The organism is Caballeronia sp. S22, assembly GCF_964261745.1.
GTDB lineage: Bacteria > Pseudomonadota > Gammaproteobacteria > Burkholderiales > Burkholderiaceae > Caballeronia > Caballeronia jiangsuensis.
The window spans coordinates 201,173-217,396 of sequence record NZ_OZ180040.1 but is presented as its reverse complement, the minus strand read 5'-3'; the positions used below and the strand labels follow the sequence as shown (position 1 = coordinate 217,396).

Genomic DNA, 16,224 nt, shown 5'->3' with positions numbered 1-16,224 from the left:
GGAATACAAAATGAGCAAGTGGAACCTGGTTATCAAGGTCGGGCATTGCGAGAACTGCAACAACTGCGTCATCGCCGCCCGGGACGAACACGTCGGCAACGACTTCCCCGGTTACACGGCGCCCGCTTCGGCCGACGCCGACAGCCCTATCCGCATCCTGCGCCGCGTGCAGGGCGACTCGCACATGGTGCGGACGACCTACCTGCCGGTCATGTGCAACCACTGCGACGAAGCACCCTGCATGCAGGTCGGCGGCGACGCCATTCGCAAGCGCACGGACGGCATCGTCATTATCGATCCCGAAAAGGCGCGGGGCAGAAAGGACATCGTGAAGTCCTGTCCATACAAAGCGATCGTCTGGAACGAGGAGCTTCAACTGCCGCAGACTTGGATTTTCGATGCCCATTTGCTCGATCAAGGCTGGCATCAGCCGCGTTGCCAGCAGTCATGTCCCACCGACGTTTTCGAGACGGTCAAGCTCGATGATGCCGCAATGGCCGACAAGGCCCGGCGCGAGGGGCTCAGGGTATTGCGGCCGAATCTGGGCACGAAGCCGCGCGTATGGTACAGCGCCCTCGAGCGTTGGGACACCTGTTTTATTGGCGGCAGCGTCAGCGCTCACGTCGGAGGCGCGATCGAGTGTGTCGCGGATGCGGCGGTTAGCCTATACGTCGGGAGTCAGAAGATGGCCGAAACCGTTTCGGACGCCTTCGGCGATTTCCGGTTCGACGGTCTGGCCAAAGGAAGCGGCAAATACCGAGTTGAAATCCGTCATACCCTTGGCAACACCTGGCGCGAATGCGAATTGGGGGAGAGCGTCTACCTGGGCGAGCTCGGCCTCGTCTGCTCGACAAACGCCGTCGGGGCCGTGTGAGTGGACAACGACGCTGCTTTGCCCGAGACCCGAGCGGACCGCCCGCCTGGACCGCGTTACGTCGTACCGAACTCCAAAGGCGCACGCTACCGCTGGAACGTCTCCGATATCTTGACCGAGCAACGCTGCTCTCGACCCGCTCCTCGGACCCCTCGCAACGGGCGCGCTGGCGCTTCCTGCGGGCATCTCGGCGTATTCTAAGGGTTCCCCTGTTGCAGACGGTTCCTTCCGAAGGCGGCAACCAAACCGTGCCGCCGACGTTGACTTGTGTATCAGAATTGAGTCTAATGTCAAGAATCGGGCGGCGTACGACAACCGGATCCATAGCCATTGTTGGTTAAAATATTCGTGGAAGCCATCATCCCGACAAGCCCGCCCATTTGGGCGGCACCAAAGAACCGCCTGACCGGTACCGTATGTCATGAAAACGCAACGCCTGACACGCGCGGAGAGCAGAGAGCAGACGCGAGAACGCCTGCTCGAAGCTGCACGGAAGTTGTTCGTTAGAAAGGGAGTGGCTGCGACCAGCGTTGAGGACATTGCTGAGGTGGCCGGGTACACGCGCGGTGCGTTTTATTCGAATTTCGGGGGCAAACTGGAGTTGCTGCTCGAGTCGTTGCGCCGCGACGACGATAGGGCGCGCGCGAGTCTCCAGGCGATTATCGAAGAGAGTGACACGCCTGAAGAAATGAAGGCGCGCACCATCGCCTATTTCGAGCAATGTCTCCTTGAACACGAATCTTTTGCTCTTTGGCTTGAGGCTACCCGGCTTGCATGCCGAAATACTGGCCTTCAGGCGCGCATTGGCGCGTTCCAGCACGATAGACTCGAGCACCTCAGCGCGCACATCCGTATGGTTTCCGAGCGCATCGGCAGGCCGCTGTCCGTTCAAGCTGACGCCGTCGCGTTCAGCCTGGCAGCCCTGTGCGAAGGCGTGCAGTTATTCAGAATGCGCAACCATCAAATGATGAGCGACCAAGCGATTCAGACCGCTCTTGCCGGATTCTTTTCGTACGTTTCGTCGCAATGGGTAGAAGAAGGTCTGTGCCATGATCATTGCGCGAGCGTGCCGGGCTGAATTTGCGGGAGAGAAGCAATGACACCGTTCGCGGCGCTTGAGCAGTTGAACTCAGCACTATTAATCAGTTACCCGACGTATTTAACATAAAGGAATATAACGCCGTAATGCATAGGTGTACTTCCGGAAAAAATGGATGTGCAGAAGTACTTCAAACTGAATGTAAATGGGTCAAGTCCGGGAAGCCACCTCGCAGTCGTTGCCGTCGACGCGGCCGTTGGGCTGAGAACTTCGGCAACCGGCCAGTAAGGGACATTCGACTTCTGCGGCGAGGTCGTTGACGATTAGGCGAATCTTACGGCCGAGACGCTTCCAGCCTAAAGATTTCAGGTCTGCCCGCCGTAAACACGTATGCCCTATCGGCTTCGCGATAAGCCAATACTACGTTCCGTTGAAAGCTATTATTGCAAACTGGTCCGACATTGCGAATGATCCAATCTGAGTCGAATTTTGGCCGTACTAGGTCGCTGCCGTCATTTCAACAGCGTTGTGTCGTCGGTTGGAGCATTGTCACGATCATCGCGATAATCGACGCCCTTTGGATTGCAACCAGTGCTCATTCAGTGAGATGGACAAGCCTTATCCCAACTTGCAAAGGGGCGTTAGTTCTGCTCGGCATTGCGGTGGTATTGCGGGCCATTGGCCGCATTCCTCGCTATCACGTCCTCACTAAGAAGTTGCATTACGCGAGGGTGTCGGACACAGCTGCATGGTGCGCGCTGCTTTCGTTGTTCGTATCGGCGACTTGTATCCTGTCTTATCTCTGCGTCTCGCTGGACGCGCCTCTCGTTGAGCGCTCGTTGATTGCGTTTGACCGTTCGCTAGGTTTCGACTGGCCCGTCGTTTATCAATGGGTACTGGCTCACCCGCGCCTCTCCGGAGTGCTTGAATTTGCATATGCAAGCGGACAATGGCAGTTAATGGTAGTACCTGTCTTCCTTGGATTGTTCGGAGCGCGCGAGGAATTGCCTGCTTTCTTTTTTTTACTTGTGATTGCAAGCGGATACTTGCTTCTGATCTCGACGCCTTTTCCGGCAACGAGCGCGTTCGTTCATTTCAATGTGAACGACAACGCCGCTAAGGCGACGGTGTCCGACTTCGCATTGCTCCGCGCGGGGTCTCTAAAGGTTATTAACCTCGCCAATGCACAGGGATTAGTGTCTCTGCCATCGTTCCACACGGCATTGGCAGTGCTCTTCACGTATTCTTTGCGAAGGGTCCCTTGGCTCGTATGCATCGCCGTACCGCTCAACGTGATTATGATTCTGTCCACGCCTACGCAGGGCGGTCATTATCTGGCTGACGTAATCGCAGGGCTTCTCCTGTTTGCACTGACTCTCTTTACTTACAACGCAATCGTCTGCCGGAGATCGTCGTTACCGAATGCTATTGCTCGTCCGCGCGGTGAGATGGCCGACTTTGCTGCTCGCGAGCGTCCGCTTTAGAGCGGCCGCGATGTCTCTTCCGGGTCGTGAAGGTGAGTTCACTGATGAAGGCCGTTGCCATCCGACAGTCGAGGCCGCCAACGTCAGCGATCCGGCCATTTGCAGACTTACAGTAAGAAGCTCCTTCCTCCGACGTAGGCCCAGGTGAAGCCGCAGCGTCGACGAATTCGCGGTGCCGTGAAAGCGACTTTGGCGCGAGGACTCCTGCGTCACGGTGGATCTGCGCCTCAAAAATGAATTCTCGTCGACAACCGGCGGGCAAAGTGGGAGAGCGATTGCTTCATGCACAGCTCGAAAATAAGCGGGGAGCTGGCGACAAAATCAGGATTGGTTCAGGCGATTTCACAGAAGGTAACGGAGGGGCGGATAGCGCGTCGCCTCCGTCCACTTGCAACTAATCGTCTGTCGCGCACTTCCGCTCAACAGCTGCGCCATTAAAACTTGCCGTCAACGTAGTCGAGGGCCGACGGTCACCTCAGCCGCGGGCGAAGTCAGCCGTCGTCAATTCAAGGCGTGCCGAGGGATGCGCGAGTAGCTTTCGATGAGCGACGGCGTAGATACGGTTGGCGCCATCCTGAAAAGTCTTCAACGTTTTGGCATCGTCCGCATCCGGCGGCAGCCAGAAACAGGCTTCCAACGCGGCGCGCGCAATCAAGCATTCAACGGTGCCGGCCTTCCCCGCGAGGACGAAGATCACGCCGCGTCGATTGGCCGAAATCTGAGCTTCAAGGTCAAGTGCTTCCATGGCGAGCGAGTCGTAGTGCGAGTTCGAGCGATTTTGGCATGACGTCGCACGATTTGGGACGCGTGTCGCTTGACTGTGTGCGCCACAGCGCTCCTGCCCAAGTCCGTCACCAGTCGATGCGATGTTTCTCGTCGGTTTCCCGATGACGTCGATCATCGTCGATATGCAGGTACAGGCTTGTCGTGGTCAGCGATGCGTGTCCGAGATTGTCGCGTACGAGCCGCAAGTCGACCTGTTGGTCAGCCATGTGCGAGCCCGCGCTGTGGCGCAACCAATGAGCCGAGGCTTTCTCCAGCAGATCGGCGTGGGCAGCGGACGATGCGTCGCGCTCGCGTAGTCGGGCTGCGGCGCTCGCGAACACCGCTTTGACGATCGCATGCAACGCGGCGCGCGTCAGCGGCGCACAGGTCTTGGTGCCGTGGTTCGCTGCCGTCGCGCCGATCGGCAAGACCAACGGCGTATCCTCATTCGGAGAGGGGAGCGCGCTCAGCCCGAGGTGTTGTCGGTAACGCGAGAGTTCCAGCATCATTTCCCGCGTCGCCGGCACCAGACGGTCCTTGCCCCCTTTGCCATGCACGGTCAGCCACCAGCGCATCGTGCCATCCGCATCACGCCGAACGAAGAACTGGCCCATGGTATTGGCACCGACCTCCGCGATGCGCAGTCCCCGAGGTAGAGGAGGGTGAAGAGCCACCGTACCCGGTACGCATGAGCGATCTCGCGGTCGGTCTCTCGCGGCATGGTAGCGATGGTGTCCTTGACCTCCTGCCAGACACTCGGCTCCAGGTAGCGTGTGATGCGTGGGGCTGCGTGCCGGGCGCGCTGACGAGAAAGGGAGAGTGGATTGCCGGCCAGATAGCCTGCTTGCACCAGCCACGAGAACAGCGCATTGAGGATCACGATCGCCTGGCGCTGACTGGCGAGCGACAGCGCACCATAGAACGGACGCCAGCGCGCATCGCTGCGCGCGTGCTCGCGGCCGCCGCCGGCGACCCACGTCGCGGCCGGTTGCGGATCGGCCAAGAACTGCTGATAGCGCAGGCAGTCTTCGTGCGTGAGCGAGGACAGCGGTTTGCCAAGCATGACGACCGACCAGAGCAAGAGCCGCTCGGCCTCTTTGCGGTAGTTCTCGAACGTGGTCTTGGTGTCCGTGAAGCGTGACAGCCACGCCCGGATCGCATCGAGATCGTTGTTGGCGGCGATCTGCGCGCGCCCGGTGACCGCGCGGTTCAGGCCCGTGCTGCCGTCCAACTCGGACGGAATGACGAGCCTCTCCAGCGGCATAGGCTGAAGTGCAAGTAGGGTGGGCGGGGGCGGGGCGGGCGTCAAGATCACGCGAATCCCTTATCGACGTTTCGACCATTGTAGCTAACATTATAAGCGGAACGTCAGACCAAAAAAGGTCGCAGAATCAACAAGATAATAGAATGCTCGCGTCCGATTTAGAAGTTCGGCTTGCAATCTAGAAGCGCCCCTGTAAGATGTAGCACATCTGTAGCACACCGAGGGCTGTCATGTCGACCACCACGCTTCGCCTGCCACCGGATCTTCGCGATCGTATCTCTCGCCTCGCCGAGCAGTCGGGGACCACGGCACACAGTTTTATGCTCGACGCCATCGCGGAACGGGTAGCGAACGAGGAGTTGCGCCAAGCGCTGTTCGATCAGGGAAGCACGCGCTTCGCGAACATGCTCGAGACGGGTGCCGGGCTCGACTGGACAGAGATGCGTGAGTTTTTGCGCGAACGCGCAGCAGGCGGCTCGCCACAAATGCCCAAGGTAAGGCGATGGCGCGAGTAATCCTGGCGCAGGAAATTGGAGACGACTTCGATCGGATATTCGAGTTTCTTTTCGAACACACGCCCGAGCGTGCGGCAGAGCGCATCGCCGACATCGTGTCCGCCCTCGACATTCTCCAGTCAAGTCCAATGATCGGCAGGCCGGTCGACAACCACCCAGGCATGCGCGAATTGGTCATTTCAAATGGAGCGCATGGGTATCTGGCGTTGTATCGGTTTTTGCCTGAGTTTGACGCGGTTTTCGTCCTAGCGATTCGAAGTCAGCGAGAACTACGCTACCGACGAGAAGCTCCTTGAGCGTTCTTGCTGATTCGTTGACGTTCAATCCAGCACAACGCATCCGTTGCGCAGCGAGGGGCGCGAAATGGTCAACCCAACTCGACCGCTGAAAAACCGGGAAGTATGCAGAACGACTATTCAATTGATGCGTCAGCTAAGCAGGACAAGCTGCTGCAGTTCCTAAGTGGAGTCGGTATTTCTGCAAGGAGAGCTGAGATACGGCACCCGGCCGAAAATCCGCTCGCACCGATTTCGTAGCTTCTTGGCAATCATGCCTCGCTGTTACGATCATTAATCGACGGCAACCTCAATGCTGCGCAGTGCGAGATGCTCAGGTGCACCGAGGAGACGCGTCTCACCGGGATGCTCCAATGAATTGGGCTGTGATCAAAAGCTCAGATCCGGAGGCCACCGCATGGGCGCGGGCAGCCGGCGTTCAACTGGGCCTGCCGCGCGGCGAGAGCATCCGCGACGATGAGTTCGATGGCGAAGGGGTACACATTCGACTGATCTTGCCGATGAATGGATACATCCGCATTCATCGATTAGCTCCAGCGGGCTTCTGGACATAGTCGCAAGCGCGGCGATCACCACGCATGGCCGCGCTCCAACTTCTGGACAATAGAAGTCGCCGCAGACGCGGGAGCGCAGCAACTTGACATGTCGGTAAAGGACGAAAAACCGTCATCGTTGCTGCGATGAACGACATGAACTTCTCAGGCCAACAAGGTAAAGCGACACGGCGCCAGAAACAGGAGAAGGAATCGAGACGAGTGAAAACGAAGTGATCGAGGCTGCGAAAGCGAAGTGGAACGCGCAGGCCGACGCGCACGACCAAAGGGACGAGCTGGGTTGCGACGAAAAGCTTGAACTGGCCGTGCGCACTGCGTTCGAAACGTTGAGCACGCAGGTCGTGGCGTGGACCACGGAAGATGGTGAGCGAGTCATCACCGACGCTTCGAAGCGCCGCCTGCCACGTGCCGTGCAGGCACCCTATACGCTGGCACTTGTGCGGGCAACATTGCGCGGGCGCTGATGGACGGCGAACAGTGAAGCAAATCGGCACTACCGCCGGTTCATCGGCCAGCGTTGGGTTGGCGGTGCGCAGGCATTTCCGATTCTGGCGGATCGAATGACACTGCGGGATGGAAGATACATGGCGTTCTGTAAGGAGCGCAGCGCCTTGCTGCTGCCGTCAATGAGCATGGTTCTGTATATCCGCAGGCCCCGTGCAAAGTCGCGAAGGGTATGGATGTCTTTCTCCGAGAGGGCAACGAGGCCTGGCGGTGCAACGCTGGGTACGCAGAACTTCATTTCGTGCTCGAGCCGATCGATTGATGCACCACCGGTGCTGTTCGAGACCGCAGACGCCTGCACGGCGAGACGCACTCGACGCCGACGTGTGGCTGACGCGCAGAATATTGCCTTCAGGAGTGACTTGGCGCGGAATGTCCTCGAAGGTCCACCGCCGCTTTATCTGTAGACCGAAGGCCATCCGTTTTCCGCTACCGGAGGCCGCACTGACTCGCCGCTTCGCTGTGCGTGGCAACCTAGTCCCGCCGGCAGACGACGTTTGATGATTGACCGGCCTGTTGAGCCGGCGAGCCAACTTATGCGCGTTACGGTGGACCTCCGGTGGATTCCAAAACTCGACATAGTGCTCACCCGCCATGGAAGCCGAGGCGAATGCCATTCCTATCGATATAACAAACAGGCCCCTGCGCAATTGCTCTTCCTCGTTAGTTGTCGACTCTCTCGGCCGCCGGTGGCGTCGCACGTACAAATGTTGGCGGGAGAACGGTCGCGTGAATCACACCTACGACCACACGTTCCGGCGATGGCCCTCTGCTGACGTGTCCGCCAATGACCGGCTGGCGCGAGCATCGTGCCTCGGCAGCGAGGCGACCGGTCTTCGGGGTGCTATGCGGGTTCTTCGCTTTCTGAGATGGCATTTGTGCATCCTCGGACGAACCCTCCGCAACAAACAACTGTTCTTGTGTGACTGGAACGGCCGGCCCCGGCACCGCCTTGGCGTCGTCATCCAGGTCGTCGTCCGTTCGAACAAACTCAAGGGGCGTTTTCAAGCGAGCAATGAGTTCGGGCGAAAGGACAGGGTAGGGCTGATCGAAAAACCCTAGGCAGACCGAGCGCGGTCTCCATGTGGAAGGCAGTCTCGGGCGTGAATCTTTCGCCCTTCGTAAGCTCCGCGACACGTGACACAGTGGAACCCAGCGCCAACGCAATATTCTCGTGGCCGACCGCATTCCCCAAAAACTGAAGCGACCGCGTCTTGATGACTGAAGCCGTCGGAGCGGGCTCCCTGGAGGGCGACTGCGAGGACGTACGGCTACCGGACGAGAGATTGGCTTTAGACAGGTGTTGAGGCTGGCGGCTGTTCGCCTTTTCTCGGCGTCCCGCATTTCGCCTGCGGGTCTGACTCATAGCTTAAGCTCCAGTGCGGCGCGTTGACTTTTGAACTTGGATTATAGGCGAGAGATGGTCGGCTGCCGCTATGCGAAAGCCTGCCGGAAACCCATCTCAATCGCCGTTAGCGCGGCGTCGTGATAGTGGGACGATCGCGTATTCGAAGCACCCTACTCGGTCTTCGCCGCCGCGGATTGCAAGCAAATCAAAGGCCGAATGTAGGGATGCAGCCGAGACTTTCGAAATGCACACCGATCTTGCTCAGAAGCGGGAGTCCATGGACGAATATGAAGCTGCACCGATCCTGTATGTCAGAGACTATGAGTGCTTGTTCGAACAGGGGCGCGTTCGTATGTGTTGAAGATGAGGCGTGTCGACATCTTCAGTCGTAGTCGAGGCAGTTCGCGCCGGGTCCGGCATACGGTTCGATCGGCGTGTTCGCATCGAATAGCTTTACTCTTTGCAGGCCTTCCATGACGCCGAGGCGAATGTGATCCTGCTGCAATCTTCCGCGCAGGTAGTTCAGCGTCGAATCGGCGCCGGGCATCGCGGCCAGCGGCTTCGACAGCGGCTTGAAGAAGTTGTCCCAGTGCACGGGAATGACGAGCGAGGGGCGCGCGCAGCCCACGGTATTGTCGTAGTAACGCGCGCGGAAATCGGAACCGCCCGTGAGCAGTCCGGCGGTGGACAGGAACACGGTTTCCGCATGCACGTTGTACAAGGCGCCTGCTTCGAAGTTGGCGGAGGCGACCACCAGTATGCTGTGCCCGCCGTTACGGATCAGGAGGTCATACGTGCGGCCTTCGACAAAGGCCTTCGCGGGTGCAGGCAACGTAAGGGGCGTGCGAATCTGCTGACCCAAATCGTCGTTGATGAAGCGAATCGGCGTCGAGTGCTTCGAGGGTATCGGCGTGACCTCGAAGTTGCCGACGCGATTGCCTTGTCCGCTTGCGAGATGAACGAGTTGTTCGCCCTTGAGACCGCCGCCGCGCCCGATGTTGAGCACGCTGTTCGATCCGTACAGCCGCGCGCCGGTCTTGTGCGCGAGATAGGCGACATCGAGCGCGTGATCGTAATGCGCATGCGTCACGAAGATGCCCTTGACGCGGGTCGCGCCCGTCTGCTTCAGGATCTCGTTGACCGCGCTGGGCGCGGTCTGCACCTTGTCGAGCGCGACGTTGGCGATCGATGGCCGCGTGATGAACGCGTCGACGAGAATCTGCGTGTCGCCGTCGTCGAACAGAAGGGTGGTGGTACCCAGAAACGTGACCATGATCGTTCCGGGACGCGCCGCCTGCGTGTATGCCGGCAGCTTCTCGTCGCCGGATACCGTGAGCGCCACGGCGCGCGCGGCGGTGACGAGCGCGAGGCACAGGAGCAGCCCGGCGATCAGCAGATTCTTCATGGCGGCTCCCCTGAGCGCGTTGTGAGCGAAAGCCTCGTGCGGTTACATCGCTTCGTTGCCAAGGATAGGAAAATAAACCGTGAACCGGGGCATCGCGTTTCCACGGATTGCAAGATGGCCGCGCGACAAGCGGTGAGGCCGTTCAAAGCGCGCCCTCGCCGCTCGTCTATGCAAAAGAGCGGAACGCGTCACGACAGCGCGGCGCGCCGACCCGTGTCGTGCATGACCGATCGAGGCTCAACGCGCCATGAACCATGCTGCCATTTCAGCCCATCATCACGTCGGTAACCTTGCCGATCCCGTTCGCATTCTCGGCGTGCCGATCTCGTCCTATTCGCACGCGTTGCTCCAGACGCTGGCGCAGCGCGCGCATCTGCCTTCGGTCTACGTGACGAGCGCCGAGCGCGCCGTATGCGATCAGGCTCGAATCTTCTTTCAGAAGCACGTGGTGGAAGGCAAGGAAGCGTCGTACAAGAATCACGCGGTCCCGAAGATCATCGCGCATGCGCGGGCGTTGCACGCGACCCATGCGGGCGAGCGCATCGCCATTGCCTACCTGATCCGCGCCATCGAGGGCGTGCATGGCGGACCGCAGTCGATCTCGCGGCACCTGGGGCGCAGCCCGTTCGTCGAAGTATTCGACGTCGCTCACTACAGCGGCCCGACCACCGGGCCGGGCAGGCGCAACAGCATGGAGCCCGCTCAGGCGAAGGCGTTTCTCGAAGCGTGCCGAACCTTCATGGCGTTTCCGATCCTCCGGCTGGGCCATTCCGTCGAACTGGGTTTCACACATGCCGGCGAGTTCAAGGACGAAAAGTGCTTTCACTTCGAGGTCGCTCAGCCGGCCTTCGACCGCCTGTCGATACCCGGCGGCGCCTTGACGGCCTAGCGCTTCGCGTGCATCGATCGATCCGATGAAATTCGCCGTCACCGTGGTTTCGCCGCCGGGCTATGTGCATTCCGCCGCCTTCCATGAAGTGGCCGAGACGCTTCATTACGCGCTGCTCGCGCTCGGTCACGACAGCGTGATGACTCGCGAAGGACGGCTCGACGGGCGGCGTCACATCGTGCTCGGCTCGAATCTGCTGCCGCACTATCCGTTGACGCTCGCGCCCGATGCGATTCTCTACAACCTCGAACAAGTCCACGCAGGTTCGCCTTGGATCACGCCGCCATTCCTCGCGCTCCTGCGCCGTCATGCCGTGTGGGACTACGACGCCGCCAACGCGCGCGCTTCGCGGCCCTCGGCGTGCGCGTCGTGCCGGTCGGATACGTGCCGGAACTCACGCGCATCCGTTTCGCCGAGCCGCGCGATATCGACGTGCTGTTCATCGGCTCGCTGTGCCCGCGGCGCGCGCGAGTCATCGAGCGCATGCGTGCCGCGGGCATCGGCATCGTCGCCGCGTTCGGCGTGTACGGCCGCGCCCGCGACCGGCTCATCGCGCGCGCGAAGCTGCTGTTCAATGTGCATGGCCGCGCGGACATCGAATTCGAGTACAAGCCGCAGGACGACAAGGGCGCGCTCGGCGGCGCGGTCAAGTTCGGCTGGGACGTGCGCACGACCGAAGTGCGCTGATTCTCGATGCGGAGGCGCCGATGGCCAGCAACGATGCCGTAACGGCGCAACCGCTCGCAAGCGTCGATACGCCGCTCGCCGACGACCTGCGCTTTCTGTCGCTGCGCGCGAGCGCGGCGCTCGGGCGCATGCCGTGCTGCGAGCTTACGCTCGTGTCGAAGCGCGCGGATATCGACATCGCGCGGATACTCGGCAAGCGCGTGAGCGTGTCGCTGCATCTGGAAGGCGCAAAGCCGCGCGTGTTCGGCGGCTATGTGGTGAGCTTCCGGCAGACCGGCATGCGCGGACGCCTCTTCATGTACGAAGCGGCGGTGCGCCCGTGGCTGTGGCTGCTCACACGCCGCAGCAACTGCCGCATCTTCCAGAACAAGACGGTGGAGGAGATCGTGAAGGCGATCTTCTCCGATCCGGTCTACAAGCAGCTCGAAATCGGCGAAGTCAAGTGGAAGGCCAACGAGCGCACGCATCCGCCGCGTGAATACTGCGTGCAGTATCGGGAGTCGGATTTCAACTTCGTCAGCCGTCTGCTGGAAGACGAGGGCATCTACTACTGGTTTCAGGACACGGACGGCAAGGAAGCGCTCATCCTGACCGACACGCCCGCCGCGCGCGACAGCGTCGCGGGCTGCGAATCGCTGCCGTACGGCGCGGTGATGAACGCCGCGCCCGCCATCGATTATGTGAGCGAGTGGCGTGTCAATCACATGATCGAAACGCGCAACTGGCTGCTCACCGACTACGACTTCAAGCATCCGTCGCGCGCCTTGCAGAAACAGGCCGTCAAGCAGATGCCGGGCTTCGACGCATTTTCCGGGCTGGAGCATTTCGACTATCCCGGCGGCTATGCCGACGCGAATCACGGCGAAAGCCGGACGAAAACGCGTGCCGACGAATGGCTCGTCGAGGGCGGCGCGAGCGCGGACCCAAGCATCAACTGGCATCAGGCCGACGCGCGCACCAACAGCAAGCGCGTGCGCACGGGCGCATTGCTCAAGCTGACGCGCCATCCGCGCGCCGATCAGAACACGCAGTATCTCGTCACGCGCACGCAATACGAGATCGATCTGGCGGATTACGAAGCCTTCGACGGCGCGCAGTCGAACCGCTGCGAGTGCTGGTTCTCCGCGATCGACGCGAAGCAGGCCTTCGCGCCCGCACGCGTGACGCGCAAGCCGTTCGTGCAGGGGCCGCAGACGGCGGTGGTCGTCGGGCCCGGCGGCGACGAAATTCATACGGACGCGTACGGCCGGGTCAAGGTGCAGTTCTTCTGGGACCGGCAAGGCAAGCGCGACGAAAACAGCTCGTGCTGGATACGCGTGTCGCAGCCGTGGGCGGGCAAGGGCTTCGGCGCAATCGCGATTCCGCGCATGGGGCAGGAAGTGATCGTCGATTTTCTGGAAGGCGATCCCGACCGGCCGATCATCACGGGGCGCGTCTACATCGCCGAGCAGATGCCGCCTTACGACCTGCCCGCGAACATGACGCAGACCGGCATCAAAAGCCGCTCGTCGAAGGGCGGCAGCGCGGCGAACTGCAACGAATTTCGCTTCGAGGACAAGAAGGGCGCCGAGCAGGTCTTGCTGCATGCCGAGCGCAATCAGGATATCGAAGTGGAGAAGGACGAGACGCATTGGGTCGGCAATGACCGCAAGAAGAACGTCGACCACGACGAGACCACGGTCGTGAAGCACAACCGCACGGAAAAACGGTCGGCAACGACGAGAAGATCGATGTCGTGATGAATCGCACGGAGACGGTGGGCGTCGACGAGCGCATCACGATCGGCTCGAACCGGACCAAGACCGTGAAGGCGAGCGAGACCGCGACGGTGTTTCTGCAACGCACCCACAGCGTGGGCATCAACGAGACCATTACGGTGGGCGCCGCGCAGGAGGTCACCGTCGGCGCGTTCCAGGCCGTGACGGTCGGCGCGTATCAGATCGTGACCATTGGCGCTTATCACACGGAGACCGTCGGCGCGAGTCAGACGGTGAGCGTCGGGTCCAGCGGTGGGCTCGGATCAGACCGTGAGCGTGGGCGGCAAGCAGTCGACGAGCGTGGGCGGCGATCAGTCGCTCGCGGTGAGCGGCGCACAGACGGTGACGGTCGCGAAGGATGCGAGCGAGTCGATCGACGGCGCGCAGTCGAGCACGGTGCGCAAGGGGCGCACGACCTCGGTGACCGAGGACGACGCACTCAAGGTGGGCAAGAATCTCATCATCGAGGCGGCGGAGTCGGTGGTCATCAAGACGGGCGATGCGAGCATTCTCATGAAGAAGGATGGCACCATCCAGATCAAGGGGAAGAATGTGTCGATCGTCGCGAGCGGGAAGATCAACGCGAAGGCGGACAGCGAAATCGCGATGACGGGTTCGAAGATTCTGCAGAACTGAACCGTGCCGCCGGGCCGCCCGGCGCGCTCACGGTGTCTGCGCGACAGGCTCCAGAAACGGATTCGATGCGGCTGTCGCCTGCCGGAGCAACGCCGCACTCCAGCGCGCGCCTTCGCCGATGTCATAGGCATGGGTCGTATCGAGCACGCTGCGCGCGATGAGCGTACCGCGGCGGCGCGCGGTTTCCTCCGAGAAGAGATCGTCGAACGGATCGTCGGGCACGAAGGGAAAAAGCGCGGTGAGGCGGGTCAGCACGTCGCGCAGCCATTGCTCGAATGGATCGCGCCACGGGCAGACATGCACGGCGAGACGCGTCAGGTATTGCAGCGCGTCTTCGATTTCGAAAGGGAAATCGTCGCCCGAGGCCACCGCGGGCCGAAGCCATGTGACCGCGCACCACAACGGGCCGCGCACGGGCCCGAGCCACTCGCGACGCGCCAGCTCGAACAGCGCGATGCGCGACGGGTCCACGGTGGCGCACCACGCGGCTTCGAGCACTTGCCGGGGCACGGGGTCATCGACGAAAGCGTCGAAGCGCCACATGATCCATTCGTAGAGGCCGACGCACAGCACCATGTTTGCGCGCGTGGACATGCCCGCCGCCGCTTGCAGCACCCAGTCCGGATCGTAGCGATAGTCTGCCGAAGCGCGGGTGTCGTCCCAGATGTAGCGAAGCGGCGCATGCCGGTCGAGACAGGACGCAATGGGCGGCAGGCAGTCGAAGTGCATCATGGCTTTTGGGGCGGAACGGAAGCGGGATCGCGTTGCGCGCGCAGCACTTCGTCGGCGATCAGATACGGATTGCGCGCGGGGTCGAGCGAGGCGAGGAATGCGCGTAATTCGGTGGTGGCGTGGGCGGGGGTCCAGTCGGGGGTGAGGTCGAAGAATTCGCGGGGGACGGGGGATTGGTGTTCGGGCGGTTCATCCTCCACGTACGGATAGTGCTTCGCCGCGCGCTTCAAGACGGCGGATAGCCACGCGTCGTATTTCTTTCGCTGCGGACACACATGTCGCGCGAGCAGGGCCATGCTCAGCGACTCGTCCACCACGCCTTCGCCGTCTTTCGTGTACTCGAACGCCGTCGTAATGATCATGCGGGCGAGTTTCAAGGGACCGTGCGCATCTTGCAGTTCGTCGGGGAACGGTTCGCCGGGCGTCGGCAGTGTCGCGAGACGCGGGTCGATCACGGCGGCGTAGCCCGCCTCGATGCGCATGAGCGCATCGCCGATATCGATGATTCCCTCGAAGCGTTGCGCCACCCATTCGGCGCTGGCCATCGCAGCCGCGAGCGCCGCGCGGTCGCTGATGAGTTCGAATGCGCGCGCGAGTCGCGGATGCTCCTCTTCGAGCGGATAGGTGATGCTTCTCGACACCTCGACGTCCCACTCGTACTGGAGCGGGGCGCCCGCAATGCCCGCGTCGCGGATGACAGAAAGAATTTCCATGTCGTGCCCTCGTGTGTGAGCGTGGTGCATCATCAGGTTATGCCATACAAAGGATGCTCGCCCATGCGCTTGTCGAGATCGGCGAGGCCGTCTTTCGCGGGATCTTTTTTCTTTTTGCCGCTGCATCCGGGTTTGCCGCTCGGGTTCTCGAACGGAACGAGCTCGTTATTGGCATTGCACAGCATGATCTCGAGGCCGCATTTCGTCGCTTTACACATGGCCTGGTAGCAGCCACGGCACGGCATCCCTGATTGGCAGGCCCCTTTCTTATGCTTCTTCCTGCGCAGCGACGTGTAGCGCCAGTCCGTTTTGAAAATGAGGGTGCCCCCGGTGAGGTTTCCGCCGGTCGCGTTCGCCACTTCCGTGATGAGCCGCGCTTCGGCGTGATAGCCATACCCGCCCTGCTTGTGCTTGAAACTCGCGCCGTCGCACAGCCTGACGGTAGTGGTGCCTGCTCCCTGCTTGGATTCGCCGCCGGCCTTCAGCGAATCGGAGAAGCGCTCCTGGGCCTTCCCGCTGCTGCATGCGCTCCACGTTTGCCTGAGCGGGCCGCCGTTCGCAGCGGGGATGTTGGCGCGCATCGAGCCGAAGGTCATGCCCGCTTTCGACGCTTTCTCATGCACTTCCTTTCCTGCATTGGTGCGCGAGCCTTCGAATGCCTCGGTCACTTGCTCGCGGTTTTCCTGGTTCCGCTTGTCCATGTCCTTGCACCTGGGATCCACCTTCGGCTCCGCATTCGCCTTGTTGTTCGTCACGCCCCCG

The 16,224-nt window shown here is 61.1% G+C and carries 17 protein-coding genes and 2 pseudogenes; 13 read left to right on the top strand and 6 right to left on the bottom strand.

Features of this window, described 5'->3' with window-relative positions:
* Positions 1–10: 10 nt before the first annotated feature.
* The 3 genes from ACEN42_RS39305 to ACEN42_RS39295 all read left to right on the top strand — a co-directional run bounded on the left by ACEN42_RS39305 (position 11) and on the right by ACEN42_RS39295 (position 3,397).
* Positions 11–874 carry a 4Fe-4S dicluster domain-containing protein gene (locus ACEN42_RS39305; RefSeq protein ID WP_371884471.1) on the top strand — a complete coding sequence of 288 codons (864 nt, stop codon included), beginning with the start codon at positions 11–13 and terminating at the stop codon, positions 872–874.
* 421 nt (positions 875–1,295) lie between these two features.
* Positions 1,296–1,952 (top strand): TetR/AcrR family transcriptional regulator, encoded by a 657-nt coding sequence (locus ACEN42_RS39300; RefSeq protein WP_371884470.1) that lies wholly within the window; start codon positions 1,296–1,298, stop codon positions 1,950–1,952.
* 428 nt (positions 1,953–2,380) lie between these two features.
* A complete protein-coding gene (locus tag ACEN42_RS39295) occupies positions 2,381–3,397 on the top strand; it encodes a phosphatase PAP2 family protein (RefSeq protein ID WP_371884469.1) in 1,017 nt (338 codons plus the stop codon).
* Positions 3,398–3,872: 475 nt separating this feature from the next.
* Here the strand turns inward: ACEN42_RS39295 and ACEN42_RS39290 are convergent, their stop codons facing one another.
* Entirely contained in the window at positions 3,873–4,142 is a 270-nt protein-coding gene (locus ACEN42_RS39290; protein ID WP_371884468.1) for a DUF1488 family protein, read from the bottom strand.
* A 106-nt stretch (positions 4,143–4,248) separates the two neighbouring features.
* Positions 4,249–5,426, bottom strand: a pseudogene (locus tag ACEN42_RS39285) (tyrosine-type recombinase/integrase).
* A gap of 230 nt (positions 5,427–5,656) precedes the next feature.
* Here ACEN42_RS39285 and ACEN42_RS39280 point away from each other — a divergent pair.
* From ACEN42_RS39280 to ACEN42_RS39260, 5 genes are all read left to right on the top strand, one after another.
* Complete coding sequence (locus ACEN42_RS39280; RefSeq protein ID WP_187609694.1) at positions 5,657–5,941, top strand: CopG family ribbon-helix-helix protein; 285 nt, start codon at positions 5,657–5,659, stop codon at positions 5,939–5,941.
* The gene (locus ACEN42_RS39275) at positions 5,929–6,237 is read left to right on the top strand and encodes a type II toxin-antitoxin system RelE/ParE family toxin (protein WP_250491325.1); all 309 of its coding nucleotides are present in this window, start codon (positions 5,929–5,931) and stop codon (positions 6,235–6,237) included. The genes ACEN42_RS39280 and ACEN42_RS39275 overlap by 13 nt, the downstream gene beginning before the upstream one ends.
* A gap of 353 nt (positions 6,238–6,590) precedes the next feature.
* Complete coding sequence (locus ACEN42_RS39270; protein WP_371884467.1) at positions 6,591–6,791, top strand: hypothetical protein; 201 nt, start codon at positions 6,591–6,593, stop codon at positions 6,789–6,791.
* 212 nt (positions 6,792–7,003) lie between these two features.
* Positions 7,004–7,255 (top strand): hypothetical protein, encoded by a 252-nt coding sequence (locus tag ACEN42_RS39265; RefSeq protein ID WP_187609697.1) that lies wholly within the window; start codon positions 7,004–7,006, stop codon positions 7,253–7,255.
* 769 nt (positions 7,256–8,024) lie between these two features.
* A complete protein-coding gene (locus ACEN42_RS39260) occupies positions 8,025–8,357 on the top strand; it encodes a hypothetical protein (RefSeq protein ID WP_371884466.1) in 333 nt (110 codons plus the stop codon).
* A gap of 668 nt (positions 8,358–9,025) precedes the next feature.
* On the opposite strand, the gene ACEN42_RS39255 is transcribed toward ACEN42_RS39260, so the two are convergent.
* The gene (locus ACEN42_RS39255) at positions 9,026–10,048 is read right to left on the bottom strand and encodes an MBL fold metallo-hydrolase (RefSeq protein WP_187609698.1); all 1,023 of its coding nucleotides are present in this window, start codon (positions 10,046–10,048) and stop codon (positions 9,026–9,028) included.
* Positions 10,049–10,295: 247 nt separating this feature from the next.
* Between ACEN42_RS39255 and ACEN42_RS39250 the strand changes: the two genes are divergently transcribed.
* The 5 genes and pseudogenes from ACEN42_RS39250 (at position 10,296) to ACEN42_RS39230 (ending at position 14,017) form a co-directional block, all read left to right on the top strand.
* Positions 10,296–10,937, top strand: coding sequence for a hypothetical protein (locus ACEN42_RS39250; protein ID WP_371884465.1), 642 nt, complete (start codon positions 10,296–10,298; stop codon positions 10,935–10,937).
* Between the two features lie 315 nt (positions 10,938–11,252).
* Complete coding sequence (locus ACEN42_RS39245) at positions 11,253–11,624, top strand: hypothetical protein (protein WP_371884464.1); 372 nt, start codon at positions 11,253–11,255, stop codon at positions 11,622–11,624.
* Between the two features lie 20 nt (positions 11,625–11,644).
* The gene (locus tag ACEN42_RS39240) at positions 11,645–13,363 is read left to right on the top strand and encodes a type VI secretion system Vgr family protein (protein ID WP_371884463.1); all 1,719 of its coding nucleotides are present in this window, start codon (positions 11,645–11,647) and stop codon (positions 13,361–13,363) included.
* Positions 13,363–13,494 (top strand): annotated as a pseudogene (locus ACEN42_RS39235) (hypothetical protein); the annotation flags it as partial. The gene ACEN42_RS39240 and the pseudogene ACEN42_RS39235, both read left to right, overlap by 1 nt.
* A gap of 139 nt (positions 13,495–13,633) precedes the next feature.
* The gene (locus ACEN42_RS39230; RefSeq protein WP_371884462.1) at positions 13,634–14,017 is read left to right on the top strand and encodes a bacteriophage T4 gp5 trimerisation domain-containing protein; all 384 of its coding nucleotides are present in this window, start codon (positions 13,634–13,636) and stop codon (positions 14,015–14,017) included.
* A 27-nt stretch (positions 14,018–14,044) separates the two neighbouring features.
* On the opposite strand, the gene ACEN42_RS39225 is transcribed toward ACEN42_RS39230, so the two are convergent.
* The 3 genes from ACEN42_RS39225 to ACEN42_RS39215 are packed head-to-tail and all read right to left on the bottom strand — an operon-like array spanning position 14,045 to position 16,217.
* Complete coding sequence (locus ACEN42_RS39225; protein WP_371884461.1) at positions 14,045–14,749, bottom strand: hypothetical protein; 705 nt, start codon at positions 14,747–14,749, stop codon at positions 14,045–14,047.
* Complete coding sequence (locus tag ACEN42_RS39220) at positions 14,746–15,462, bottom strand: hypothetical protein (protein ID WP_371884460.1); 717 nt, start codon at positions 15,460–15,462, stop codon at positions 14,746–14,748. Before ACEN42_RS39220 ends, ACEN42_RS39225 begins: the two co-directional genes overlap by 4 nt.
* A 32-nt stretch (positions 15,463–15,494) precedes the next feature.
* Positions 15,495–16,217: a hypothetical protein gene (locus ACEN42_RS39215; protein WP_371884459.1), complete on the bottom strand. Its 723-nt coding sequence runs from the start codon at positions 16,215–16,217 to the stop codon at positions 15,495–15,497.
* Positions 16,218–16,224: the final 7 nt, after the last annotated feature.

What these genes read in the sequence shown, in the direction of transcription:
- ACEN42_RS39305 (WP_371884471.1), top strand. Translation starts at nt 11, where the DNA reads ATGAGCAAGTGGAACCTGGTTATCAAGGTCGGGCATTGCGAGAACTGC.
- ACEN42_RS39300 (WP_371884470.1), top strand. Translation starts at nt 1,296, where the DNA reads ATGAAAACGCAACGCCTGACACGCGCGGAGAGCAGAGAGCAGACGCGA.
- ACEN42_RS39295 (WP_371884469.1), top strand. Translation starts at nt 2,381, where the DNA reads ATGATCCAATCTGAGTCGAATTTTGGCCGTACTAGGTCGCTGCCGTCA.
- ACEN42_RS39290 (WP_371884468.1), bottom strand. Translation starts at nt 4,142, where the DNA reads ATGGAAGCACTTGACCTTGAAGCTCAGATTTCGGCCAATCGACGCGGC.
- ACEN42_RS39280 (WP_187609694.1), top strand. Translation starts at nt 5,657, where the DNA reads ATGTCGACCACCACGCTTCGCCTGCCACCGGATCTTCGCGATCGTATC.
- ACEN42_RS39275 (WP_250491325.1), top strand. Translation starts at nt 5,929, where the DNA reads ATGGCGCGAGTAATCCTGGCGCAGGAAATTGGAGACGACTTCGATCGG.
- ACEN42_RS39270 (WP_371884467.1), top strand. Translation starts at nt 6,591, where the DNA reads ATGAATTGGGCTGTGATCAAAAGCTCAGATCCGGAGGCCACCGCATGG.
- ACEN42_RS39255 (WP_187609698.1), bottom strand. Translation starts at nt 10,048, where the DNA reads ATGAAGAATCTGCTGATCGCCGGGCTGCTCCTGTGCCTCGCGCTCGTC.
- ACEN42_RS39250 (WP_371884465.1), top strand. Translation starts at nt 10,296, where the DNA reads ATGAACCATGCTGCCATTTCAGCCCATCATCACGTCGGTAACCTTGCC.
- ACEN42_RS39240 (WP_371884463.1), top strand. Translation starts at nt 11,645, where the DNA reads ATGGCCAGCAACGATGCCGTAACGGCGCAACCGCTCGCAAGCGTCGAT.
- ACEN42_RS39225 (WP_371884461.1), bottom strand. Translation starts at nt 14,749, where the DNA reads ATGATGCACTTCGACTGCCTGCCGCCCATTGCGTCCTGTCTCGACCGG.
- ACEN42_RS39220 (WP_371884460.1), bottom strand. Translation starts at nt 15,462, where the DNA reads ATGGAAATTCTTTCTGTCATCCGCGACGCGGGCATTGCGGGCGCCCCG.